20 protein-coding genes are annotated in these 23,221 nt (G+C 67.7%); 5 read left to right on the top strand and 15 right to left on the bottom strand.

Annotation, left to right across the window (positions count from 1 at the left end; all coding sequences use genetic code 11):
• The first annotated feature begins 5 nt into the window (after positions 1-5).
• Positions 6-524, top strand: a complete 519-nt coding sequence (locus H4W26_RS11325) for a GNAT family N-acetyltransferase (RefSeq protein WP_192592335.1) — start codon at positions 6-8, stop codon at positions 522-524.
• A gap of 121 nt (positions 525-645) precedes the next feature.
• Here H4W26_RS11325 and H4W26_RS11320 read toward each other — a convergent pair whose 3' ends face one another.
• The 10 genes from H4W26_RS11320 to H4W26_RS11275 all read right to left on the bottom strand — a co-directional run bounded on the left by H4W26_RS11320 (position 646) and on the right by H4W26_RS11275 (position 12,662).
• Entirely contained in the window at positions 646-2,199 is a 1,554-nt protein-coding gene (locus H4W26_RS11320) for an alanine/glycine:cation symporter family protein (protein WP_192592334.1), read from the bottom strand.
• 269 nt (positions 2,200-2,468) lie between these two features.
• Entirely contained in the window at positions 2,469-3,989 is a 1,521-nt protein-coding gene (gatB, locus tag H4W26_RS11315) for an Asp-tRNA(Asn)/Glu-tRNA(Gln) amidotransferase subunit GatB (protein WP_192592333.1), read from the bottom strand.
• Between the two features lie 8 nt (positions 3,990-3,997).
• The gene (gene gatA / locus H4W26_RS11310) at positions 3,998-5,581 is read right to left on the bottom strand and encodes an Asp-tRNA(Asn)/Glu-tRNA(Gln) amidotransferase subunit GatA (RefSeq protein WP_192592332.1); all 1,584 of its coding nucleotides are present in this window, start codon (positions 5,579-5,581) and stop codon (positions 3,998-4,000) included.
• Between the two features lie 8 nt (positions 5,582-5,589).
• Positions 5,590-5,886 carry an Asp-tRNA(Asn)/Glu-tRNA(Gln) amidotransferase subunit GatC gene (gatC, locus tag H4W26_RS11305; protein ID WP_192592331.1) on the bottom strand — a complete coding sequence of 99 codons (297 nt, stop codon included), beginning with the start codon at positions 5,884-5,886 and terminating at the stop codon, positions 5,590-5,592.
• 225 nt (positions 5,887-6,111) lie between these two features.
• Positions 6,112-7,170, bottom strand: a complete 1,059-nt coding sequence (locus tag H4W26_RS11300) for a baeRF2 domain-containing protein (RefSeq protein ID WP_192592330.1) — start codon at positions 7,168-7,170, stop codon at positions 6,112-6,114.
• Positions 7,171-7,286: 116 nt separating this feature from the next.
• Entirely contained in the window at positions 7,287-8,186 is a 900-nt protein-coding gene (locus H4W26_RS11295; RefSeq protein WP_318779866.1) for a PP2C family protein-serine/threonine phosphatase, read from the bottom strand.
• Between the two features lie 124 nt (positions 8,187-8,310).
• Positions 8,311-9,360, bottom strand: coding sequence for an adenylate/guanylate cyclase domain-containing protein (locus tag H4W26_RS11290; protein ID WP_225940071.1), 1,050 nt, complete (start codon positions 9,358-9,360; stop codon positions 8,311-8,313).
• 466 nt (positions 9,361-9,826) lie between these two features.
• On the bottom strand, positions 9,827-10,429 hold the full coding sequence (locus tag H4W26_RS11285) for a hypothetical protein (protein WP_192592329.1): 603 nt from the start codon (positions 10,427-10,429) through the stop codon (positions 9,827-9,829).
• A gap of 150 nt (positions 10,430-10,579) precedes the next feature.
• Positions 10,580-11,587 (bottom strand): biotin--[acetyl-CoA-carboxylase] ligase, encoded by a 1,008-nt coding sequence (locus H4W26_RS11280; protein WP_192592328.1) that lies wholly within the window; start codon positions 11,585-11,587, stop codon positions 10,580-10,582.
• A gap of 49 nt (positions 11,588-11,636) precedes the next feature.
• Positions 11,637-12,662 (bottom strand): SDR family oxidoreductase, encoded by a 1,026-nt coding sequence (locus tag H4W26_RS11275; RefSeq protein ID WP_192592327.1) that lies wholly within the window; start codon positions 12,660-12,662, stop codon positions 11,637-11,639.
• A gap of 179 nt (positions 12,663-12,841) precedes the next feature.
• Here H4W26_RS11275 and H4W26_RS11270 point away from each other — a divergent pair, with 179 nt between their 5' ends.
• The 4 genes from H4W26_RS11270 to H4W26_RS11255 all read left to right on the top strand — a co-directional run bounded on the left by H4W26_RS11270 (position 12,842) and on the right by H4W26_RS11255 (position 17,348).
• Positions 12,842-14,425 (top strand): acyl-CoA carboxylase subunit beta, encoded by a 1,584-nt coding sequence (locus H4W26_RS11270; RefSeq protein WP_192592326.1) that lies wholly within the window; start codon positions 12,842-12,844, stop codon positions 14,423-14,425.
• Positions 14,426-14,436: 11 nt separating this feature from the next.
• A complete protein-coding gene (locus H4W26_RS11265; RefSeq protein ID WP_192592325.1) occupies positions 14,437-14,745 on the top strand; it encodes an acyl-CoA carboxylase subunit epsilon in 309 nt (102 codons plus the stop codon).
• Positions 14,742-15,407 carry a Maf family protein gene (locus H4W26_RS11260; RefSeq protein ID WP_192592324.1) on the top strand — a complete coding sequence of 222 codons (666 nt, stop codon included), beginning with the start codon at positions 14,742-14,744 and terminating at the stop codon, positions 15,405-15,407. The genes H4W26_RS11265 and H4W26_RS11260 overlap by 4 nt, the downstream gene beginning before the upstream one ends.
• A 75-nt stretch (positions 15,408-15,482) precedes the next feature.
• Positions 15,483-17,348 (top strand): acetyl/propionyl/methylcrotonyl-CoA carboxylase subunit alpha, encoded by a 1,866-nt coding sequence (locus tag H4W26_RS11255; RefSeq protein WP_192592323.1) that lies wholly within the window; start codon positions 15,483-15,485, stop codon positions 17,346-17,348.
• A 200-nt stretch (positions 17,349-17,548) separates the two neighbouring features.
• On the opposite strand, the gene H4W26_RS11250 is transcribed toward H4W26_RS11255, so the two are convergent.
• The 5 genes from H4W26_RS11250 to H4W26_RS11230 all read right to left on the bottom strand — a co-directional run bounded on the left by H4W26_RS11250 (position 17,549) and on the right by H4W26_RS11230 (position 23,212).
• Positions 17,549-18,691: a mannitol-1-phosphate 5-dehydrogenase gene (locus H4W26_RS11250; protein WP_192592322.1), complete on the bottom strand. Its 1,143-nt coding sequence runs from the start codon at positions 18,689-18,691 to the stop codon at positions 17,549-17,551.
• Positions 18,692-18,812: 121 nt separating this feature from the next.
• Positions 18,813-20,876, bottom strand: coding sequence for a PTS mannitol transporter subunit IICBA (locus H4W26_RS11245; RefSeq protein WP_192592321.1), 2,064 nt, complete (start codon positions 20,874-20,876; stop codon positions 18,813-18,815).
• Positions 20,877-20,937: 61 nt separating this feature from the next.
• Entirely contained in the window at positions 20,938-22,596 is a 1,659-nt protein-coding gene (ptsP, locus tag H4W26_RS11240) for a phosphoenolpyruvate--protein phosphotransferase (RefSeq protein WP_192592320.1), read from the bottom strand.
• A complete protein-coding gene (locus H4W26_RS11235; protein WP_192592319.1) occupies positions 22,596-22,868 on the bottom strand; it encodes an HPr family phosphocarrier protein in 273 nt (90 codons plus the stop codon). Before H4W26_RS11235 ends, ptsP begins: the two co-directional genes overlap by 1 nt.
• Entirely contained in the window at positions 22,865-23,212 is a 348-nt protein-coding gene (locus H4W26_RS11230; RefSeq protein ID WP_192592318.1) for a PTS sugar transporter subunit IIB, read from the bottom strand. Before H4W26_RS11230 ends, H4W26_RS11235 begins: the two co-directional genes overlap by 4 nt.
• Positions 23,213-23,221 lie beyond the last annotated feature (9 nt).

The following is a 23,221-nucleotide window of genomic DNA, read 5'->3' as shown; positions in this document are numbered from 1 at the left end:
GCGGCATGGCGCAGGGCACTGAGCTGCTCATTCGGGAAGCCACCGAGGCGGACTGGGACAGGATCGCGGAGCTGACTGTGGCCGCCTACGTGGATGGCGGATTCCTCACCGCGGGAGACTCCTATGTCAGCCACCTCACCGATGTGGCCACCCGGGCTGCCGCGTCCACCGTGCTGGTGGCCGAGGTGCCCACGGAGCACGGACCCGCCGTGGCGGCCGCTGTGGCCGTCACGAATGCGGGCGGCCCGATGGCCGAAGTGGCGCGCGCCGGAGAGATGGAGTTCCGCATGCTCGCGGTGGCGCCGGAGCACCAGGGCCGCGGCATCGCGCGACGCATGGTCCGGCACATCATCGACCGCGCCGAGTCGCGGCCGGAGATCCAGGCACTGACACTGTGCAGCCTGACCTCGATGACGACGGCGCATGCGCTCTACCGCTCGGAGGGTTTCCGTGAGGTCCCGGAGCGAGACTTCTGGCTCGAGGAGAAGGACGCCCGCTTCCCCTTCTTCATCCGCGAGGTCTGAACGCGCCTGAGTCCCGACGCGGCCCGCGGACACGAAGAAGCCCGGTGGTGCCTCTCCCCTCGAGAGGCGCCACCGGGCTTCTTCGTTGCTCAACGCGAGGTGTCGCGACGAGTTGCCAGGATCAGCGGCGTTCTGCCAGCTCGTGCGGCAGCGGCTCCGGATCCTCCAGCAGACGACCGGCCTTGCGGTCTGCCAGGTACTGCTTCATCTCTTCCTTGACCTTCGGTGCAAGGATGACCAGGCCGATGACGTTGATGAAGATGCACATGAACAGCGCCGAGTCGGCGAAGTCGAAGATGTTCTGCGTGGAGACGAGGCAGCCGACGACGACCAGAAGCAGGGCGATTCCGCGGAAGATGCCATCACCGATCTTGGAGGTGCCGAAGAGGTGCCTCCAAGCCTGGATGCCGTAGTAGGACCAGGTGATCAGCGTGGAGTAGGCGAACAGCAGGACCGCCACGGTCAGCACGATGTTGAAGCCGGGGATGAAGGAGTCGAAGGCCGCAGAGGTCAGGCTCACGGGGTTGTCCGCGCCGCCGGCATCCAGAGCGTCCTGGTATTCGGGAGTCCAGGCGAAGATGATGACCAGAGCGGTCATGGTGCAGACCAGCACTGTGTCGATGAAGGGCTCCAGTGCAGCGTTGAAGCCTTCGGAGATCGGGCGGCGGGTCTTGACCGCCGAGTGAGCGATCGGCGCGGAGCCGATGCCGGCCTCGTTGGAGAAGGCTGCTCGCTGGACACCGATGATGATGACACCCAGGACGCCGCCGGAGATGCCCTCAGGGGAGAACGCACCGTCGATGATCGCACCGAAGGCGTTTCCGACGTTGCCGATGTTGACCAGGATGACGATCAGGCAGGCACCGACGTAGATGATGGCCATTGCCGGGACCAGCTTGGAGGTCACCGAGCCGATGGACTTGATGCCGCCGATGACGACCACGCCGACCAGGATGGCGAACACGATGCCGAAGATCAGGGCTGCGAGGTCCGAGCCAAAGGCGCCGTCGTCGCCGCCGGTGGCTGCGCGCAGCTGCCCGAAGGCCTGGTTGGCCTGGAACATGCCGCCGCCGACCACGCCGAAGAGCATGATCGCAACGGCGAAGAGGCCGGTGATGATGGCCACGGGGATGCGGCCCAGCTTGTGGTAGGCGACCTTGAGGTACTGGAAGGGTCCGCCGTGGACCACACCGTTCTCATCGATGTGGCGGTACTTCACACCGAGGGTGCACTCCACGAACTTGGTGCACATGCCGAATAGGCCGGCGATGATCATCCAGAAGGTGGCACCGGGGCCACCCAGGGAGATCGCCGCGGCGACGCCGGCGATATTGCCGAGACCGACCGTCGCAGAGACGGCGGAGGTCAGGGCCTGGAAGTGAGAGACCTCACCGGGATCCTTCTCTGTGGTCCATTTGCCGCGCAGCACCTCGAGGCTGATGTGCGGGGTGCGGAACTGCACGAAGCCGAAATAGATGCTGAAGCCGATGGCAGCCAGAATGGACCAGAGCACGATGACCGGTGCGTCGAAGCCGCCCAACGGGATGGTGGCGAAGATGATTCCGGAGAAGAACTCCGTGATGCCGGCGAACCAGCCATCCACGGTATTTGCGGCCTGCTGCAGCGAGGATTCCTCCGCGGCAGCCGCCGTGATGTATGCACTCGTGGTGCTCATGTGATTCCCTCATTCGAAGTTCGGTGCAAGCGCTTATGACGTCACGCTCCGGGATGCGACCCCGGGTTGCGCAATAATCTACTCCCCGACTGTTTCAGCCAGTTTGCGACACGCAATGAATGTGTATCGTGCATGTTTCCAGGTGGTGGAATATTGCACAAGAGAGAATTGTGCCATAGAACACACGAAACGGCCCAAGAGCCGCGCAGAAGGCGGTTCTTGGGCCGTTCGAGGCAATATTCAGATTTCAGCGCAGGGTGCGGGAGGGTCTACTCCTCGATCCCGAGCTTCGTGAGGACGATCTTCCGCACGGCACCGGCGTCGGCCTGACCGCGGGTCTCCTTCATGACCGGCCCGATCAGGGCGCCGATGGCCTTGAGCTTTCCGCCGGCGATCTTCTCCACCACATCGGGGTTCTCGGCCATGGCCTTCTCCACCGCGGCGGTGAGCGCGCCGTCGTCGTCGGAGACGACCTCCAGGCCCCGGGCGCTGACGATCTCCTCGGGAGTGCCCTCCCCGGCGATCACATGCTCCAACACCTGGCGGGCGATCTTGTCATTGATGCGACCTTGCTCGATCAGCGCGTTGAGTTCGGCGATCGTTGCAGGCTGAACGCCCAGCGCAGCAGGTTCAAGGTCTCTCGCGTTGGCAAGCCGGGAGATCTCACCCATCCACCATTTGCGCGCCACCGAAGGGGCGACGCCGGAGGCCACGGTCTCCTCGATCTCATCGAGCAGACCTGCGGCGACGACGTCGCGGAACTCCTGCTCCGAGAAGCCCCAGGCGGCGAGCAGCCGACGACGACGCTCGGCGGGCGGCTCGGGCAGCTGCGCGCGCAGCTCCTCGACCCAGGCGGCCGTGGTCACGATGGGCACCAGGTCCGGCTCCGGGAAGTAGCGGTAATCATCGGCATCGGACTTCGGCCGGCCCGAGCTGGTCGTGCGACTGCCCTCCTGCCAGTGGCGGGTCTCCTGCACGATGGTGCCCCCGGCGGCCAGGATGCCGGCATGGCGGCGCATCTCGTAGGTCACCGCATGCTCCACGGCGCGCATCGAGTTCACGTTCTTGGTCTCGGAGCGCGTGCCGAAGGTGGTGGTGCCCTTGGGCATCATCGAGACGTTGGCGTCGCAGCGGACGTTGCCGCGCTCCATCTTCGCGTCCGAGATGCCCAGGCCCTTCACGATGTCGCGGACGGCGGAGACGTAGGCCCGTGCCAGCTCCGGAGCGCGAGCACCGGCGCCGACGATGGGCTTGGTGACGATCTCCACGAGCGGGATGCCCGAGCGGTTGTAGTCGACCAGCGAGTAGTCCGCGCCCTGGATGCGACCGGAGGTCCCGGCGTGGGTCAGCTTGCCGGCGTCCTCCTCCATGTGGGCGCGCTCGATCTCCACGCGGAAGACCTCGCCGTCGTCGAGCTCGATGTCCAGGTAGCCGTCGAAGGCGATGGGCTCGTCATACTGCGAGGTCTGCCAGTTCTTCGGGGTGTCCGGGTAGAAATACTGCTTGCGGGCGAACCGGCAGCGCTCGGCGATCTGGCAGTTCAGCGCCAGGCCCAGCATCACCGCATACTCCACGGCCTTGCCGTTGACCACGGGCAGGGTGCCCGGAAGTCCCAGGCAGACCTCGTTGACATTGGTGTTCGGCTCGTCGCCGAAGGCGTTGGGAGCGGAGGAGAACATCTTGGTCTTGGTGTTCAGCTCCACATGGACCTCGAAGCCCAGCACCGGGTCGAAGTGCTCCAGTGCTTCCTCATAGCTCAGCGGTTCTGCGTCAGTCAGCGTCTCAGTCATGGTGTCCTTCACTTCCCGACGGGGTGAGCCGCCGCCTCCGCCGGTTCAGCTGCCGCTTCCGGTCCAGTCTTCGCCAGTTCCGGTGCCTGTGCCCACAGGGGTTCCGCGTCCTGGGACAGCAGCTTCTCCAATGCCGCGCCCGCCCGGTAGACGCGTGCGTCCTCCCGGATCGGGGCGAGGAACTGGATGCCCACGGGCAGGCCCTCGGAGAGCCCGCCGGGCACCGAGATGCCCGGCACTCCCGCAAGGTTGGCGGGGATGGTCGCAACGTCGTTGAGGTACATGGCCAGCGGATCGTCGAGGTTCTCTCCGAGCGGGAACGCCACCGTGGGCGAGGTCGGGGAAATCAGCACATCGGCCTTCTCGAACGCGGCGTCGAAGTCCTGCTGGATCAGCGTGCGGACCTTCTGCGCCGAGCCGTAGTAGGCGTCGTAGTAGCCCGCGGAGAGCGCGTAGGTGCCCAGGATGATCCTGCGCTTGACCTCATCGCCGAACCCTGCGGCGCGGGTCGAGCCCATCACGCGTTCAATGGTCAGCGGTCCCTCCTCGGGCAGCACCCGGGTGCCGTAGCGAACGCCGTCGAACTTCGCCAGGTTGGAGGAAGCCTCGGAGGGCATGATCAGGTAGTAGGCGCCCAGCGCGTAGTCGAAGCTGGGGCAGTCCACCTCCACGATCTCGGCTCCGGCGGCGCGCAGGGCCTCGAGCGCCTCGTGGAAGCGGTCGAGCACACCCGGCTGGTACCCCTCGCCCGTCAGCTGCTTGATGACGCCGATGCGCATGCCGGCGACGTCGGCGGTGCGCGCGGCCTCGCCGAAGGCGGGGACCTCTCCGGGCAGCGAGGTGGAGTCCTTGGGATCGTGACCGGCGATGAGCTCATGCAGCAGCGCGGCATCCTCGGTGGTCCGCGCCACGGGGCCGATCTGGTCCAGCGAGGAGGCCATCGCGATCGCGCCATAGCGCGAGACCGAGCCGTAGGTGGGCTTGGTGCCCACGGTGCCGGTGACGGCCCCAGGCTGCCGGATGGAGCCGCCGGTGTCGGTGCCCAGTGCGAGCGGGGCCTCGAAGGCGGCGACGGCGGCGGCGGATCCACCGCCGGAACCGCCGGGGATGCGGGTGGTGTCCCAGGGGTTGCGGGTGACCCCGTACGCGGAGTGTTCGGTGGAGGAGCCCATTGCGAACTCGTCCAGGTTGGTCTTGCCCAGGATGGGCAGCTTCGCCTCGCGCAGCTTTTTCACCACGGTGGCGTCGTAGGGGCTCATCCAACCCTCGAGCATCTTGGAACCCGCAGTGGTGGGCTGTCCCTCGGTGACGATCAGGTCCTTGACCGCGATCGGCACGCCGGCCAGCGGATGCAGAGCCTCGGCCGCTGCGCCCCCTGCCGCACGAAGATCATCGACCTCGGCGGCGGTGCGCAGCGCCTCCTCGGCGGAGACGTGGAGGAAGGCGTGGATGCCGCGCTCTCCGCCGTCCACGGCGGCGATGCGGTCCAGATGCGCCTGGGTGAGCTCCACCGAGGTGATCTCCCCGGCACGCAGCTTCTGCGCCATCTCGGCGGCGGTGAGCCTCGTCAGGTGGTGGGTCTGGGTCGTCATATCAGCGGTCACTCCTCGTCCAGGATCGCCGGGACCTTGAACCGGCCGGCTTCAGCGTCAGGTGCATTGAGCAGCGACTGTTCAGCGGTGAAGACGTGCCCGACCTCGTCCTCACGGAAGACGTTGGTCAGCGGCAGCGGATGGCTGGTGGCGGGGACCTCGCCGGAGACCGCCTCAGAGACGCTCCGCACGGAATCCACGATGACGGCCAGCTCCCCGGCCATCTTCTCCAGCTCTGCCTCAGTCATGCTGATGTGCGCGAGTTTTGCCAGATGCTCGACGTCTGTGCGCGAGATCTCAGACATGCAGCTCCCTCGGGTGGATCGGTGGTGGATGAACTCGGGTCAGTCTATCGGTCGGGACCTCTCCGGCCGTGCGGCGAGGATCAGCTGAAGAGCAGACGATGAACAGGGAAAAGGACCAGGGCACGACGACGGCGGCCGCTCAGCTGTGCAGGTGAGCGGCCGCCGTCGTCGTGTGCAGTGGTTCTTCAGTGACTGGTCACTGACGGATCACTGATCGTGAGCTTCTCAGTCAGCGACGTCCTCGACCGGCGCCTCGTAGCGCAGGATCGCGGCCACGGAGTCCTGGGCAGGGGTGCCGAGGATGCCGACGGAGGCGCCCACGCTGGCCGCAGCGGCGAGCAGCTCGTCCTCGTCGGTGGCCTTCTCCTGCTGGCGGAGCAGCAGGGTCTCGACGGCGCCGAGTCGCACGGCGGCGCGGATGGCTTCTGCGCCCTCGGCGGAGCGCCCGTGTCCGTGGGCCTCGCCGTAGCGCTCGGTCTGGTCCTTGCCGCGCTGGATGACCACGCGGCGGGCGATCACGGTCAGCTCGTCGCTCAGTGACTGCTCGGTGCCCTCGTCGCCATGACCTGAGGGAATGCCGCCGCCGGCCTCGGCCTCGACGGTGAGCTCCTGCAGGGCCTTGGGCAGCTCCTCGTGCAGCGTGCGGCGGCCCTGGCCTTCGCCGGCGATGACGATCACGTCGGGGTGCCAGGAGTCGGCGATCTTCGCCACGCGTGCGGAGATGTCACGGATGTTCTGGATGGCGGCCTCGTCGGCGGAACGCTGGATCTGCTTGTGGCTCAGCGCGCCCTCGCGGGGCTTGTGCACCGATTCCACGCTGCTGCCCTCCACGGACTCTTCGGCGCCGGAGGCGAGCAGCTCGTCACCGGCCACCACGAGGCGGCGGATGACTGCCTGCTGCTGATCGGCGATGGCCACGAGCATGCGGGCCGAGCCGAGGCGGTGGCGGACGTAGTCGCCGAGCTGCGGCGGCTCGCCCACCACGGCGAGGTCTCCGGAGCCCTGGGCGGCGTCGAAGTGCTCGTTGAGCACCACACGAGTCTGGTCGGCGACCAGGACGCGGCCTTCGGCGTGCACCTCGGTCGGAGTGGCTTCGGCGAGCGCCTCGTCCAGGGCGGTCAGCGCCTCATCTGGGGTGCCGGCATCGGCGAGCTGGGAACGCAGGTCCTGCCAGCGCAGACGAAGCTGGTCCTCAGCATCGGCGGCGGGTGAACGTGCCTCAAGGTAGACGGTGGCGAACGGGCCCTGGGCCTCGTAGACGCCTCGAAGTGTTGTCAGCTGCATGGGAGCTCCTTCCTGCGTCCGAGAGCGGCACCGGAAGTGATCCTCCGCCGCTCGACGCGAGCGTTTTGTGGCTGCAGTGGCCTGCCTCCGACGCTAACGAGAGCCCCGGGAGTAGGTCAAACCTTCGGATGCTCGGCGGTGTCCTGCCCAGCGGCTTCGTGGTGCGCGTCCTGGTGCTGAGTGTCGGTGTGCTGCGTGACGTCCGGCAGGCCGTTCTGCTGCTGCGTCTCGGGCTGCTGGTCTCCCTGCTGCGCGACGTCCACGACGACGACGGTGACGTTGTCCCGTCCTCCGGCGCGCAGCGACTGGTGGATCAGCCAGTCCACGGTGTCCTGAGCGTTGCGCCCGGCCCCGAGGATTCGGGCGATCTCCGGGTCGGTGAGCTCACCGGAGAGCCCGTCGGAGCAGATCATCAGGCGCTGGCCGGCGCGCACGGCGGAGGTGGTGAAGTCGGCATCCCACATGTCCCCCGCGCCGAGGGCCCGGGTGATGACGTTGCGCTGCGGGTGGCTGTGCAGCTCCTCGGCAGTGATCAGCCCGGAGTCGAACATGTCCTGGACCTGGGAATGGTCACGGGTGAGCTGGTGCAGCTGTCCCTGCTCGAAGAGATAGGTCCGCGAATCACCGATGTTGAACACGACCCAGCTCAGACCGCCTTCGTGGTCCTCGAGCAGGGCGCCGGAGACGGTGGTCCCGGCCTTGGAATCTGTGGCCTCACGGATGCGCTGGTCAGCCTCCGCCAGGAAGGTCTGGATCTGATCGCGGGAGATCCGCCCCTCGGCACGGTTCCAGCCGTCGGCGAGGGTCTGGACCGCCAGTGCAGAGGCCACCTCGCCGGCCTCATGCCCGCCCATGCCGTCGGCGACCGCGAAGAGCGTGTCGGTGATGACCGAGGAGTCCTCGTTGAGTTCACGGCGCAGGCCCACATGAGACCCGTAGCCGTAGTCCAGGTATAGCCCTGCAGGCTCCTGCTCGAACTCTCGGGGGTCTTCTGGATTCTCTGCGCTGGCTACCACATGTCTATCTTGTCACGGTGCCGATGATTGCGCTGAAAGCTTCACACTGCTACGTGGCGCAGTGAGCGAGGCAGCACCCCAGGAACCGACAGGTGGCCGGGGTCAGAGATGCCTGCCCGGCGACTCAGCCGCGTTCGATTCCCGCACCCTGCCCGCGCAGCAGCATGTTGGGCTGGACCTCGCCGAAGCCGCGCACGATCCGCGGGGGCTGGGGCACCAGCAGGTAGTCCGGGTTGGACTCCAGCGTCTGGGCGGTCACCTGGTCCACCAGGATGGTCCCGGGGTCGGCCAGCGAGGTGAGCCGAGCCGCCAGGTTCACGGTGGGACCGTAGATGTCGCCCATCCGGGAGAGCACTCGTCCCCAGACCACCGAGACCCGAGCTTCGGGAAGCACGCCGTCGGCGGCGATGGACTCGGCCAGGGCGAGCGCGATCTCGGCCCCTGCCTCGGGGGTCTCCGCGTTGTAGAGGACCTCGTCGCCGACGGTCTTGACCAGGCGACCACCGCCGATCGAGATGATCTCGGCACATTTTGACTCGAAGTGCTGGACCATATGTGCCAGCGTGCGTTCGTTCATCTGCCGGGAGAGCGAGGTGTAGGAGACCAGATCGGCGAAGCCGACGGCGCGTGCCAGCGGCAGCGCCGAATCGTTCTCGTCTCCGGTGCGCCCATGGGCGGTGGCGGCGAGACCGGACTCGACCCGGACGGTGAGTCGCTGCAGGGCGGCGGAGAGCTGACGGCGCCAGGTATAGCCCATGAGCTTCTGGATCGGCTCGATGAGCTTCGGGAGGGTCTCCACCACCTGGGTGCGGGCCACGGCGTCGGAGAGCTGACCGTTGGCGATCTTGTCCTCCACGAGCGCCTCGATCTGCCAGACCACCATGCGGTCGGTCATCTGACCCACCGAGCGGGTCATCGAGATCGCGGTCTCCTCATTGAGGTGCCCGTCGCGGACCAGCTCGATCATGGTGGCGAGCGCCTCCACATCGGCCTGGGTGAAGGCCTTCACGTCGTCGTCGAGGTTGGGGAAGCCCAGAGCGCGCCACAGCCTGCGTGCCGAGCGGGTGGAGACACCGAGCTGCTGCGCCATCTCCCGGTAGGTCAAGGTCCGTTCCGCGCCCAGGAGCCGGTGCTCCAGGTCGCGGATGGTGCGGTGCCATTCCCGCTGCTCCATGTTCGGGATGGGGATCGCTGCGGTCTCCGGGGCGCGATCATGGCTGGCGGATTCCACCCTGCCGCGGGCGGTCTGCGCCTCCCGGGCTGCGAGGCTGACGGTGCGGTCGGCCAGTCCTTCTGCGGGCGCGGCGGAATCAGGCCCGGTGCTGATGCTGCGGTCCCCGGCCTCCTGCAGCATGGCCTGGCGGGCCCTGCCGTGCAGCCGCGGGGAGTTGAAGTCGGACCAGTCGCGCCGCGCGGCCTCCAGCTCGGCCGAGGAGTAGTGGGCTGATTCCGCGGCGTCGGCGCCGTCAACGTGCTGCGCGACGCCGGCCTCCAGGGCGTCCGATGCATCCTCGAAGGCGCTGTTGGTGGCGGAGTCCCCGCCGGATGCCGCCGGGTGCCGCACCGCGCGCCAGGACGCGTCGGTGTCCTCGCCGCCGAGGTACACCGGGCCGACGTGACTGCGGGGGCGCTTGCGCGGCTCAGGCATAGTGGGCTTCTCCATATCCGCCCGGTGCGGGCGCCTGCTGTGCGTACTGGGCGGCCACGTTGCGGCGATATTCGCTCAGTTCCTCGGCGATGACGGTCTGGAAGTGCGCCGCGTCGGGCATGTTGTTCAGCCGGGTGCGCTGATGCTGTCCGTAGGCCCCGTGGAGCAGCATGAGGTCCCCTGCCGCGGACATGGACTGGAGGCGGGAGGCCTTGAGCTGGACCTCGGAGAGCAGTCCGAGTGGCACGACCGTGGGCTGGGCGGCGCCGAGGAGGTTCTTCTGCACCAGACGGTGGCTGGTCAGATAGGTGAGCCGGTTGGCCCAGCTCAGCGCGGGCTTGATGGAGCCGAAGGCGAGCGCGAGCAGCCCGGCGGCCCAAATGATGAACACTCCGATGTGGTGGTAGTGCCCGATGAACTCCGGCTGGTCCGCGCGGGAGATGTAGCCGAGCAGGAAGCTCATGACCGCCACGGTGATCAGGAAGTTGATCAGCGCGGGCAGCAGCGCACGGTGATGGGCGCGGGTCCTGATGACCACCTGTTCACCCTCGACCAGCTTGAGCTTCATCGTCAGCCACAGCCTCCTGCCGGTCATCACCCTGCGCCCTGAGCCAGGGCGCGGTCGTCTTGCACGTACAACCACCCAGTCTACCGGGCCTGTCTCCCACCCCACGTTTTACCGGGCCCTGCGTGGATTACCGGGCAGACCGTAGGCCGGGTGATCCACGTGAGGGGAGGTAAAGCGCTAGGGGGCGGGTCGGAGATGGACGACGTCGCCCGCGGAGAACGTCTTGGTCTGCGGGTCGCAGGGCACCCAGTCCTGCTCTGCGGCCGCTCGCTGCCCGGTCACCTGCACCTGCAGGCCCCCATCGAGGCCCAGCGCCAGCGCCACACCCCGTGCGGCGCCGCCGTCGGGCAGCTCCACGCGGACCTGCTGACCGATCGTGGCCAGCACCTCCCCCACCTGCGCGCGCAGGGTCTCGGCGACCGCATCGGGGGCGACGGCGGCGAGCTTCTCAAGTTCCCGCAGCCGCTGGGCGAAACGTTCCAGGAAGCCGCAGAGCAGTTCGGTGCGCAGCCGCCCTCCCTCCGCGGTGGCAGCCGCGTCGAGACCTCTGCTCTCACCCGCCCCTGCGGCGCGACGCAGCTCGATCTGCAGCGAGGTGGCGGACTCGAGAGGCAGCTGTGCCTCGTCCAGAAGCACGTTGATCCCGATCCCCACGACGACGACGCCTGGCCCGGTCTGCGAGCCAGGGAGGGCTCCCCGGCGCGCGGGCACCGCGGCTGCGAGAATCCCGCTGATCTTCTTCGCTGTGCCGTCGGCCTGGGTGACCTGCACGTCATTGGGCCACTTCAGCACGGCGCGCTGCGTCTCGGAGTTGAGCCCGCAGTCCTGCCGCAGCGTGTCGACCAGGGCGCACCCGGCCAGCATCGAGACCCAGCCCAGATGCGCGGGGTCCAGCTGTGGGCACAGCACTAGGGAGGTGGAGAGCGAAGACCCCTTCGGCGAGGACCAGGTCCTGCCCAGCCGCCCCCGACCTCCGGTCTGTTCCTCGGCGGTGAGCACTGAGAGATGAGGCCAGGCCGTGTGACCGCTGCTGCGACCAGCGTTCGCCTCGGCGGCGAGCGCGTCGAGCAGGTGCTGGTTGGTGGAGCCCACCGACTCGAGGCGTTCCAACTTGGCCAAGATCCCGGTGCGCAGCAGCCGGTCACGCAGCAGCGTCTCATCGAGCGGAGGCAGGGCGGTTCTCATGGGCCCAGAGTAGGCCACGCGTGCAGGGCGGGCCCCAGGCGCCGGGTGCTCACAGGAAGGCGTCGGGGATGAGCTCGCTCTGCGGATCCACCGCATAGTCGCTGAAGTCCGTGACGCCGAGCTGGCGCAGGACCTGTTCATCGGTGAGGAACTGCCCGCTGACCGGTCGCGCGGCACCATCCTCGGGAATCGTCATCAGCTGACCCGAGAGCACGGCCACGGCGGCGTCCGCGACGATGTCCACCCGGCGGGCGCCGCGGATCATCGACTCACCCTGTTCGCCCGCCAGTGCGGCGAGGTTTCGGATCGCGGCGGTGTCGATATAGGTGGCGGGCCACAGCGAGTTCACGGCCACCCCATCGGCGGCGAGCTCCTCGGCCAGGCCCAGCGTGGTCATCGACATCCCGTATTTCGACATCGTGTAGGCCAGATGGCGTCCCAGCCAGACCGGATCCAGCCCTGCCTCGCCCAGCGCCAGCGGCGGGGAGAGAGTGAGGATCTGCGGGGTGAAGCCGGCCGCGCCGCCGAGACTCTCCGCGGCACTCCCGTCAGCGGCAGTGCCCGCAGAACCAACACCGGCGTCCGCCTGATGCTTCGCGGCGCTGGTGCGCAGATGCGGCGCTGCCATCTTGGAGAGCAGAAAGGTGCCACGGACATTGATGTCATGCATCAGGTCGTAGCGCTTCATGTCCACCACCTCGGTGGGCGAGAGATCGATGGCTGAGGCGTTGTTGATCAGCATGTCGATCCCACCGAAGGTCTCCACGGTGCGTTCGACGGCGGCGCTCACATCTTCATCGCGGCGCACGTCGCCGACGACGGCGAGCCCCTGACCCCCCGCCGCGCGGATATCTTCCACGGCAGTGTGCACCGTGCCGGCAAGCTTGGGATGTGGAGCATCCGTCTTCGCCAGGAGCGCGACATTGGCGCCTCGGGCGGCCAGGGCCACGGCGATGGCGTGTCCGATGCCGCGGGATCCTCCCGAGATCAGCGCGGTGCGACCGTGCAGATCGGCCGTCACTGCGGGTGCCGAGACCGGAGAGGGTTCTGTGTCAGAGGCTGTGAACTGGGTCATAGCGCAACCTTACCGGCGAGTAACCGTGGACGGAAGCAGCGATCATCCCCAGAGCGCGCAACGCCTGCCTGGGATTTTGTAGAGAGTCCACAGCAGAAGAGCCCATCGGCGTGGATAGACTGGCCGCTGAATTGTGGACTTCCTCCAGCCTGCGATCGGAAAGGTGCCACCGCGCAGCCATGACGTCAGATCTCACCACCACCGCCGGCAAACTGGCTGACTTCCGCCGTCGCCGCGACAAGACCCACGCTCCCGCGGGCGAGGAGGCCGTGGCCAAGCAGCACCGTCGCGGCAAGAACACCGCCCGCGAGCGCATCGACATGCTCCTGGACCACGACTCCTTCGTGGAGCTCGACGCCATGGCGGTGCACCGCTCGACCTCCTTCGGCATGGAGTCCCGCCACCCGCTCGGCGACGGGCTCGTCTCGGGCTACGGGACCATCGACGGGCGGCTTGTCGCCGTCTACGCCCAGGACTTCACGGTCTTCGGCGGATCCCTGTCCAAGGTCAACGGCGAGAAGATCGTCAAGGTCCAGGAGTTCGCGGCGCGCAACGGCTGCCCGGTGATCGGGATCAACGACGGCGGCGGCGCGCGCATCCAGGAGGGCGTCTCCTCGCTGGCCATGTTCGCCGACATCTTCCGGAACAACGTCCACTCCTCCGGCGTGGTCCCGCAGATCACGCTGATCATGGGCCCCGCCGCCGGAGGCGCGGCCTACTCCCCCGCGCTGACCGACTTCGTGATCATGGTGGACAAGACCTCCCACATGTTCATCACCGGCCCGGACGTCATCAAATCTGTGACCGGTGAAGATGTCGACATGGAGACCCTCGGCGGAGCCCGCTCGCACTCCACGACCACCGGCACCGCGGCCTATATGGCCACCGATGAGGAGGACGCCATCGAGTTCGCGAAGGAGCTCCTGGAGTTCCTCCCGCTGAACAACCTGGCCGAGGCGCCGATCGAGGATCATGAGGACCGACCGAAGGTCGAGGCCGGGGACGAGGCGCTGAACGCGCTGATCCCCGACTCCTCCTCGGCGCCCTATGACATGCGCACGGTCATCGAGCAGATCCTCGATGAGGGACATTTCCTGGAGCTGCAGAGCCTCTACGCGCCGAATGTGACCATCGGCTTCGGCCGGGTCGAAGGCCGGTCCGTGGGCGTGGTGGCCAACCAGCCCACCCAGTTCGCCGGGACCCTGGACATCGCAGCCTCGGAGAAGGCTGCGCGGTTCGTGCGTTTCTGCGACGCCTTCAACATCCCGATCCTGACCCTGGTGGACGTCCCAGGCTTCCTGCCGGGCACCGACCAGGAGTTCAATGGGATCATCCGGCGTGGAGCCAAGCTGCTCTATGCCTACGCCGAGGCGACCGTCCCGAAGATCACGGTGATCACGCGCAAGGCCTTCGGCGGCGCGTACATCGTGATGGGCTCCAAGAAGCTCGGTGCCGATGTGAACCTCGCCTGGCCCACGGCGCAGATCGGCGTCATGGGAGCCCAGGGAGCCGTCAACATCCTCTATCGCCGCGACCTGGCGGCGGTGGAGAAGTCGGGGGGCGATGTCGAGGGCCGTCGGAAGTCGCTCATCGAGGACTATGAGGCGGAGCTGCTGAATCCCTACCAGGCTGCCGAGCTGGGCTACATCGACGCGGTGATCGAACCGGCTGAGACGCGCTGGCAGATCTCCCACGCGCTGCGTGCCACCCAGCACAAGCGCGAGGCGCTGCCCGCCAAGAAGCACGGGAACATTCCGCTCTAGGAGGGCAACAGATGATGACCGATGCGACCGTGAACGAGTCAAGCGTGGCAGAGCCGTCCGGGGAGACCGACCTGTCCCAGGACGAGGACCAGACCGATGCGCAGTCCGCGGACCTCGACGTCTCCGGAGCCACGCTGGCGGATGAGGAGCTGGCAGCCGTGACCGCGGTGCTGGGCACCCTCGCTGCCGCGGCGGAGGAATCGGACAACGGCGCCGGCAGCGCCGGGCCCACCGACCGCACGCTGCAGCGACGGCGTCGGCTCGGCCTGTGGGGCAGGCCCGGGCCTGACTCATGGAAGCATGCGGCGGGACTGCGATGACACGACTCATCCTCGGATCGGCCTCCACCAGTCGCGCCCGCATCCTCTCCCAGGCTGACATCGGCTTCACCGTGCGTGTCTCCTACGTCGATGAACCCGCCGCGGTGGCTGCCGCCCAGCAGCGGGATCAGGGCGAGGAGCTCAGCCCGGCCGCCGAGGCACAGCTGTTGGCGGACCTGAAGGCGGCCGCCGTCGTCGAGCTGCCGGGACTGCACGCCGGCTCGGCCGCGAGCACCACGGTGGTGCTCGGCTGTGACTCGGTCTTTGAACTCGACGGCGCCAGCTACGGCAAGCCCTATGAGGTCGACGTCGCAATCCAGCGCTGGAAGCTCATGCGCAGCCGCACCGGGGTCCTGCACACCGGTCACACTCTGATCGACGCCAGCACGGGCGCGCGCGCTCAGCGGACCGTCTCCACGCAGGTGAGCTTCGGCGAGCCCACCGACGCCGAGATCCAGCTCTACGCCGAGTCCGGGGAGCCGCTGCACTGCGCCGGTGCGTTCACCATCGATGGCCGCGGCTCGGCCTTCGTGGAGAAGGTGGAGGGGGACCACCTCTCCGTCATCGGGGTCTCCCCCGCGGCGCTGCGCTCGATGCTCGCCGAGCTCGGCCATTCCATCACCGACTTCTGGTCCATGCCGTCACCGGCGGCACACCACTGAGACTCATCAGGGGCGGTACAGACCGCTCCTGCGAACCCACTGCGGTGGGTGTCAGCGAAAGCAGAGAGAGGAACCATGACCGACTTCACCAAGGTCCTGATCGCCAACCGCGGCGAGATCGCCGTGCGCGTGATCCGTGCCGCCCAGGATGAAGGACTCGCCGCAGTGGCGGTGTACGCCGACCCCGACCGCGACGCGGTGCACGTGCACATGGCAGACGAGGCCTATGCGCTCGGCGGTGCGACCGCGGCGGAGAGCTACCTGAGCATCCCGAAGATCCTCGCCGCTGCTCGGTCCACCGGTGCCGACGCGATCCACCCGGGCTATGGGTTCCTCTCCGAGAACGCAGAGTTCGCTCAGGCCGTGATCGGTGCCGGGCTGACCTGGATCGGCCCCTCGCCCAAGGCGATCGAGACCCTCGGCGACAAGGTCTCGGCGCGGCAGATCGCCGAGAAGGTCGGCGCCCCGCTGGCACCCGGGACCAAGGAGCCGGTCAAGGACGCCAAGGAGGTCATGCGCTTCGCCGAGAAGCAGGGACTGCCGCTGGCCATCAAGGCCGCCTACGGCGGCGGCGGCCGCGGCATCAAGGTCGTCCGCGAGCATGATGAGATCGCCGAGCTCTACGAATCTGCAGTGCGCGAGGCGGTCTCCGCCTTCGGCCGCGGCGAGTGCTTCATCGAACGCTTCCTGGACTCCCCGCGCCACGTGGAGACCCAGTGCCTCGCCGATGAGCATGGCAACGTCGTCGTCGTCTCCACCCGCGACTGCTCGCTGCAGCGCCGCAATCAGAAGCTCGTCGAAGAGGCTCCCGCGCCGTTCCTGAGCAAGGCGCAGACCCGACAGCTCTACCGCTCCTCCAAGGCGATCCTGCGCGAGGCGGGCTACGTCGGCGCGGGGACCTGTGAGTTCCTCATCGGCCAGGACGGCACGATCAGCTTCCTGGAGGTCAACACCCGGCTCCAGGTGGAGCATCCGGTCTCTGAGGAGGTCACCGGCATCGACCTGGTCCGTGAACAGTTCAGGATCGCCCGCGGTGAGCGGCTGGGCTACGAGGATCCGGAGATCCGCGGCCACAGCATCGAGTTCCGCATCAACGGCGAGGACCCGGGCCGGAACTTCATGCCCGCACCCGGAACCCTGGAGACCTTCGACCTTCCCACCGGCCCCGGGGTCCGCGTGGACTCCGGCGTCCGCGCCGGAGAGACCATCTCCGGAGCCTTCGACTCCATGATCGCCAAGGTCATCGTCACCGGCGCCACCCGTGAGCAGGCGCTGCGCCGGTCCCGGCGGGCGCTGAAGGAGATGAAGGTGGAGGGCATGCCCACGGTGCTGCCCTTCCACCGCGCCGTGCTCGAAGATGAGGCCTTCGCCCCGGAACTGGCCGTCGGCTCGCCGTCGAGCGCCGGCACCGGCACGTCCGCCGCTGCGGCAGCCCCTGCTCTGGACCGCTTCGGCCGACGCCGGACAGCTCCGGCAGAGACCTTCGGGGTGCACACCCGCTGGATCGAGACCGAGTTCCACAACACGATCGAGCCTTATAACGCACTGATGGCGCACCCGCCGCATGAGCAGGCCGGTGCCCGCGAATCAGTGGTGCTCGAGGTCAACGGCAAGCGCGTCACGGTGAACCTCCCTGCGGCACTGGCGGCCGGGAAGCTCGGCGGCAAGCCGGCCGGTGCGACCAAGCGGCGCAAGATGCGCAGCTCCGGGGCGGCCGCCGTCTCAGGCGATGACCTGACCTCGCCCATGCAGGGAACCATCGTGAAGGTGGCCGCGAAGGACGGGGCCAAGGTCTCCGAGGGGGACCTGGTGCTGGTGCTCGAGGCGATGAAGATGGAGCAGCCCATCACCGCGCACAAGGCCGGTCGACTCAAAGGGCTGAAGGCGAAGGCCGGCTCCACGGTCAGCGCCGGCGAGGTCGTGGCGAGCATCGTCGACTGACCCGGACCGGCTCGCCCGGCCGCTCGCCCGCCGGCTCGCCCGCCCCGCCCGGCAGCCCGGCGGCTCGCCCTGCCGAACGGTCGCATGACTATGCCATGTCCCATGGCTTTGGATGGAAATAACCGTGGGACATGGCACAGACGTGCGACGCCTGGGCAAGACGCGCGGGGAGGCCCGTGCAGGGCGTCGCGAAGGAAGCGCTAGCTCTGCCGGGCTGCGACGATCTGCTGCACCCGGTCGAAGAGCGGATCTCCCGGCTGGAGTCCGGTCACCTCGGTGGTGAAGGCGGCGGCGTCGAGCTCGCGCAGCATCTTCTGCATCTGCTGGGTCTGCTCGTCCTCATCAGAGCTGAACGCCAGCGCGGCCTCCACTGTGGAGAGCAGGCCGTCCACACTGAGACCGCGTTCCGCCGCCTCGACGGCCGGGCCGATGAGCCGTTCGTGGCGGGAGAGCTTGCGCAGCGGCTGACGCCCCACCCGCTGGACGGTGTCGGGAAGCTCCGGGTTGCGGAACCGCTCGAGGATGGTCCGGCGGTAGGCGGCCATATCCTCGACCTCGAAGCCATGCTTGGCCACGAGCAGCGCCGAGGTCTCTTCCAGCGTGGCGCTGACCCCGGCGAAGACCTCGTCGTCGGCGAGTGCCTCGGCGATCTTCTGCCTGCCCGCAGCTGCGCCCAGGTAGGCCGCGGTGGCATGCCCGGTGTTCACGGTGAAGAGCTTGCGCTCGATGAAGGGGCCCAGGTCCTCGACGAAGTGGGCACCCGGGATGTTGGGCCGCTCCCCCGCGAAGGGTCCGGACTCGATCGCCCACTCGTAGAAGGGCTCCACGGTCACGTCGACTCCGGCACCCTCGGGCTGACCGGGGACGATCCGATCCACCGCCGTGTTGGCGAAGACCGCGCGAGCGGCGAGCACCGGCCACTGATCACCGGCCAGTTCCTGCATATGTCCCCGCAGGGTGTCGGTGGCGCCCAGTGCGTTCTCACAGGCCATCACCTGCAGCGGGGCTGACTGATCGGGGCGCAGCCGCAGACCGGCCACGATGTGCGGGGCGATGAACTTCAAGATGGTGGGGCCCACGGCCGTGGTCACCACGTCGGCTGAGGAGATCTCTTCGGCGACTGCGGCGGGATCCTCAGCGCTGTTGACGGCGCTGAAGTTGCTGACCACGCGGTCCTGGCCGCCCTCGCCGACCTCATGGACGGTATAGCTCTCCGCGGCGGAGAGGGCGTCGACCAGGGGTGCTGCGACGTCGGAGAAGACGAGGTCATAGCCGCCCTCATGCAGCAGGGTTCCGACGAAACCGCGACCGATATTGCCAGCGCCGAAATGGACGGCCTTCATAGTGACTCCCAGAGGTAGGTGCTCAAGAAACAGGATGCGAAACAGTGGAGGGGATGCGCCGCCGGGTGCCCCGGCAGTGACGCACCCCCTCCACTGTCACGTACTTCTACAGATCCGCAGCTCAGCCCTTGTTGACGGCCGAGAGCATCTCCAGCAGCTCTTCCTCGGAGGAAGCCTGCTTGAGGCGTGCCACCTCGGACTCGTCAGCGAAGAGCTCGGCGATCTTCGAAAGGATCTCCAGGTGCTCGTCGCCGACACCGGCGATGCCGACCACGAAGGTGACCTTCTCGCCGGACCAGTCCACTCCGCCGTCATAGCGGGTGACCGAGAGCGCCGAGGCCTTGACGGCCGACTTCGCGTCATTGGTGCCGTGCGGGATTGCCAGCTCGTTGCCCATATAGGTGGAGACCGTGGCCTCGCGATCCTTCATGGCCGCGAGGTAGTCCTCGGTGACCGCTCCTGCAGAGCCGAGGATCTCAGCGGCCTCGCTTAGCGCCTCGTCCTGGGAGGCGGAGCCGGAGTGGATCCGCACCTGAGCCAGCGTGAGGATCTGCGAGTCGCTGCGGACTCGGGTGTCCGTGGCCACGCCGCCGGCCGCAGCCGAGCCCGCGGGCTGGGACCGACCCCCTGGGGTCGAGGCCGGGGATGAGCCATCCTGAGCGGAACCGCCCTCAGGTGCTGAGCCGTCCTGCTTGGCTTCACTCTCGCGGACCAGAGCGACGACGTCGTCGTACTCTGGGGCGTTCATGAAGCTGTCCACGGAGACATGCACCGCCTGCGGCTCCTGGCTCCTGGCGCGATCGGTCAGCTGCTGCTGGGTGATCACCAGGTCAGCGTTGCCGGGGAGGGCAGCGATGGCCTTGTTGGTCACGGTCACCCCGTCGATCCCGGCGTTCTTGATCTTCTTGCGCAGCACTGAGGCTCCCATTGCTGAGGAGCCCATGCCGGCGTCGCAGGCGAAGATGATGTTGGTGATCTTCTGTGCCGGCGCCTTAGTGGCCGCGGAGAGGTTCGCCAGGTGCGAGGAGGACTTGCCCTTGTTGGACTCGGTCTTCTTCACTGCGGCTGAGAACTTATCCTCATTGGCCTCGAGGTCACGCTTGCGGCTGGAGAGCAGGATGACTGCTGCCACTGCGAAGGTGACACCGGCCGAGAGGATCACCGAGAGGGCGACACCGATGTAGCTGGAGGTGGGCGCCTGCAGGAAGACCGCGATGATGGAGCCTGGTGCGGCCGGTGCGCGGAGACCCGCGTCGAAGACCATGTTCGTACCCACACCGGTGGCGCCGCCGGCGATGACCGCCAGAAGCAGTGCTGGCTTCATGAGCACGTAGGGGAAGTAGACCTCGTGGATGCCGCCGAAGAACTGGATGATGGCTGCACCCGGGGCGGTAGCCTTGGCCGCGCCCACTCCGAAGATGGAGAAGGCGAGCAGGATGCCCAGACCCGGGCCGGGGTTGGCCTCGAGCAGGAACAGGATGGACTGTCCGGATTCGCCGGAGGCCTCGTTGATGCCCAGCGGGGTCAGCACGCCATGGTTGATGGCGTTGTTCAGGAAGAAGACCTTCGCCGGTTCAATGATGATCGAGGTCAGCGGAAGCAGCCCGGTGTCCACCAGGAAGCGCACGGCGTTGCCGAGGACCTCCATGAGCCAGTTGATCGGCGGTGCGAGCACGAAGAACCCGACGACGATCATGACGAACCCGAGGATGCCGGCCGAGAACATGTTGACCAGCATCTCGAAGCCGGCCTTGACCTTGCCCTCCCAGAGGGCGTCGAGCTTCTTCATCAGCCAGGCGGCCAGCGGGCCCATGATCATCGCACCGATGAACATGTGGATCTCACCATCGTCGCCGAGCATCCAGTCGGAGCCCACGATGGTGCCGAAGGTCGCGACGGCACCGACGACGGCACCGCGCATCTGGTAGACCATCATGCCGCCCTGGACGGCGATCAGGATGGGCAGCAGGTAGTGGATCATCGGTCCGACAGTCTCGGAGAGCGCCTCGGCGGGAGCCCAGCCGCTGGAGAACTCTGCGATGTTCACCACGACTGCTGTCACGATGCCCCACGCGATGAGCGCGGGGATGATGGGCATGATCATGCCCGATAGGAATGAGCCGAATTTCTGGACGACAACGCGCGCGCCGCCCTTATCCCTCGTCTCAGATGACACCGTTGTCATAGCGGAGCCTCTTTCTTGTATTGATGAGACGACCCCCTCAGGGTCCGTCAAAGGTGGTGATTCAGGATTGTTGTGCGGCCTTGAGCGCTGATTCGCGCGCCTGGGCCGCGGTGGCGGCCGTGAGCGCCGCCTCGGCGATGCTCTTGGCCTGTTCGAGGGTGTGCAGCTTCAGCTCTGCCCGCACATCTGCGAGCGCGGCCGGAGCCATGGACAGCGTGTTCACGCCGAGACCGACCAGCACGACGGCGAGCAGCGGGTCCGCCGCCGCCTCGCCGCAGACTCCGACCGGCTTGCCGGAGTCGATGCCCGCCGCGCCGACCTGACGGATGAGCCGCAGCACCGCGGGGTGCCAGGGGTCCTGCAGGGTGGCGACGGAGCCGAGCAGGCGGTCCGCGGCCATCGTGTACTGGGTCAGGTCATTGGTGCCAATGGAGGCGAAGTCGGTGCGCGGCATGAGCTCATCGGCCATGAGCGCGATGGAGGGAACCTCCACCATGACTCCCGCAGTGGCAAGCCCATGCTTCTTGGCCAGGGCGGTGAACTCCTCGGCCTCTTCCACAGTGGAGACCATCGGAGCCATGACCCACAGGTCTGCCTCGGTGTTCTCCTGCGCCTGTGCCAGAGCGGTGAGCTGATCCTTGAGGATCGCCTCATTGGCCATCAGCGCACGCAGCCCGCGCAGACCCAGCGCGGGGTTCTCCTCGGGCTGGTCGTTGAGGAAGCTCAGCGGCTTGTCGGCCCCGGCATCAAGTGCCCGGACCACCACCTTCTTCCCGGGGAAGGCCTCGAGCAGCTGCTGGTAGGACTCGCGCTGTTCCTCGACCGAGGGCGCCTCGTCGGCGCTGAGGAAGAGGAACTCGGTGCGGAAGAGTCCCACGCCCTCGGCGCCCAGCTCCACCGCTTCGGCGGTGCCCTTGGGGGATCCCAGGTTGGCCAGCAGCGGCACGGAGGTGCCATCGGCGAGCGCGCCGGGAGTCAGCGGAGCCGCTGCCTCAGCCTCACGTGCCGCCCGGCGCGATTCGGCGTCGCTGATCTGCTCCTCGGTCGGCTCGGTGAAGACCGTGCCGGCCACCGCGTCGACGATCACCTGCTCACCCTCGGTGAGCTCGGCCGCCTCGGCGACGCCGACGATCGCGGTGATGGAGTTCTCCCGGGCGAGGATCGCCGTGTGCGAGGTCGGCCCGCCCTGGATGGTGATCAGTGCCTGGACCTGATCGAGGTCCAGCAGTGCGGTGTCGGCCGGAGCGAGGTCCTCGGCGACCAGGATGAAGGGGTGCCCGGGGTCCGGGATTCCCGGTGCAGGCAGTCCACGGAGGCTGGCGATGACGCGCTGGGCCACATCGGAGAGGTCCGAGGCGCGCTCCCCCAGGTAGCCTCCGAGCTGCTCCAGCGTCTCGCGGAACTCGGCGAACGCCTCGTGGACCGCGAATTCTCCGGTCTTTCCGGCCTTCAGCCGGGTCTGGACCGACTCTTCCAGCGTAGGGTCCTGGGCCATCATGGCCTGGGCCTCCAGCACGTCCTTGGCGGTGCCGCCGACGGCGCGTCCGCGCTCGTCGAGCTCCGCCGCGACGGCTGCCACTGCTTCCTTCACGCGCTGGGTCTCGTCTTCGAGGCTCAGCTCCGAGGCGCGGTCCTCAGGCGCAGGCGGCGGCGGGGACATCCGGGCCACCGGTCCGGTGGCGATGCCCCTTCCGATCCCGATGCCGGAGAGTTCTGACATCAGGAGGCCTCGTCGTGGTCGGTCTTCAGGAAGGTCTCCAGGCTGTCCAGGGTCTGCTCCTCGTTCTCGCCCTCGGCCGTGAGCAGGACCTCGTCGCCCTTCTCCACTCCGAGGGAGAGCACACCCAGGATGCTGGCGGCGTTGACGGACTTCTCACCCTTGGCGATCGTCACGTCGGAGCCGGCGGACTGGGCGGCCTCCACAAAGAGCTTGGCGGGGCGGGCATGCAGGCCCTGGGAGGAGGCGACGGTGACGGTGCGAGTAGAGCTCATGAGAGTCCCTTTCGAGTTGAAGCGGCGGCCGCCGCGTCGGGCATGGGAAAAGCCTCTAGGATCAGTGCAAGCGCACTGGTGCCCTGAAGGTCCGAATAGATGTCGGCGGGAAGAAGCTCCACCACTGTGCCGGCCGGCGCAGTGAGTCCACGGATGTCCTCGAGCGAGCCCGCCAGTGGTGGGCCCAGGAGGATCATGTCCGCGGAGTCGAGGTCATGCAGCAGCGAGGCCTGGTTGCCAGCGCGCACCATATAGGGCACGCCGCTTCGGCGCATGGCCTGCTGCACGCGCTGCGCCACGAAGGTGCTGGACGCGCCAGCCCCACATACCACCAGGATCTCCATTGATCTCGA

This window comes from Nesterenkonia halotolerans (assembly GCF_014874065.1).
Classification (GTDB): Bacteria; Actinomycetota; Actinomycetes; order Actinomycetales; family Micrococcaceae; genus Nesterenkonia; species Nesterenkonia halotolerans.
Note: the sequence above shows the minus strand (reverse complement) of the source record. Positions and strands in the feature narration are given on the sequence as shown.

Excerpts from the sequence above, each read along its gene's own strand:
- H4W26_RS11325 (WP_192592335.1), top strand. The coding sequence starts at position 6 with ATGGCGCAGGGCACTGAGCTGCTCATTCGGGAAGCCACCGAGGCGGAC.
- H4W26_RS11320 (WP_192592334.1), bottom strand. The coding sequence starts at position 2,199 with ATGAGCACCACGAGTGCATACATCACGGCGGCTGCCGCGGAGGAATCC.
- gatB (WP_192592333.1), bottom strand. The coding sequence starts at position 3,989 with ATGACTGAGACGCTGACTGACGCAGAACCGCTGAGCTATGAGGAAGCA.
- gatA (WP_192592332.1), bottom strand. The coding sequence starts at position 5,581 with ATGACGACCCAGACCCACCACCTGACGAGGCTCACCGCCGCCGAGATG.
- gatC (WP_192592331.1), bottom strand. The coding sequence starts at position 5,886 with ATGTCTGAGATCTCGCGCACAGACGTCGAGCATCTGGCAAAACTCGCG.
- H4W26_RS11300 (WP_192592330.1), bottom strand. The coding sequence starts at position 7,170 with ATGCAGCTGACAACACTTCGAGGCGTCTACGAGGCCCAGGGCCCGTTC.
- H4W26_RS11290 (WP_225940071.1), bottom strand. The coding sequence starts at position 9,360 with ATGGAGCAGCGGGAATGGCACCGCACCATCCGCGACCTGGAGCACCGG.
- H4W26_RS11285 (WP_192592329.1), bottom strand. The coding sequence starts at position 10,429 with ATGACCGGCAGGAGGCTGTGGCTGACGATGAAGCTCAAGCTGGTCGAG.
- H4W26_RS11280 (WP_192592328.1), bottom strand. The coding sequence starts at position 11,587 with ATGAGAACCGCCCTGCCTCCGCTCGATGAGACGCTGCTGCGTGACCGG.
- H4W26_RS11275 (WP_192592327.1), bottom strand. The coding sequence starts at position 12,662 with ATGACCCAGTTCACAGCCTCTGACACAGAACCCTCTCCGGTCTCGGCA.
- H4W26_RS11270 (WP_192592326.1), top strand. The coding sequence starts at position 12,842 with ATGACGTCAGATCTCACCACCACCGCCGGCAAACTGGCTGACTTCCGC.
- H4W26_RS11265 (WP_192592325.1), top strand. The coding sequence starts at position 14,437 with ATGATGACCGATGCGACCGTGAACGAGTCAAGCGTGGCAGAGCCGTCC.
- H4W26_RS11260 (WP_192592324.1), top strand. The coding sequence starts at position 14,742 with ATGACACGACTCATCCTCGGATCGGCCTCCACCAGTCGCGCCCGCATC.
- H4W26_RS11255 (WP_192592323.1), top strand. The coding sequence starts at position 15,483 with ATGACCGACTTCACCAAGGTCCTGATCGCCAACCGCGGCGAGATCGCC.
- H4W26_RS11250 (WP_192592322.1), bottom strand. The coding sequence starts at position 18,691 with ATGAAGGCCGTCCATTTCGGCGCTGGCAATATCGGTCGCGGTTTCGTC.
- H4W26_RS11245 (WP_192592321.1), bottom strand. The coding sequence starts at position 20,876 with ATGACAACGGTGTCATCTGAGACGAGGGATAAGGGCGGCGCGCGCGTT.
- ptsP (WP_192592320.1), bottom strand. The coding sequence starts at position 22,596 with ATGTCAGAACTCTCCGGCATCGGGATCGGAAGGGGCATCGCCACCGGA.
- H4W26_RS11235 (WP_192592319.1), bottom strand. The coding sequence starts at position 22,868 with ATGAGCTCTACTCGCACCGTCACCGTCGCCTCCTCCCAGGGCCTGCAT.
- H4W26_RS11230 (WP_192592318.1), bottom strand. The coding sequence starts at position 23,212 with ATGGAGATCCTGGTGGTATGTGGGGCTGGCGCGTCCAGCACCTTCGTG.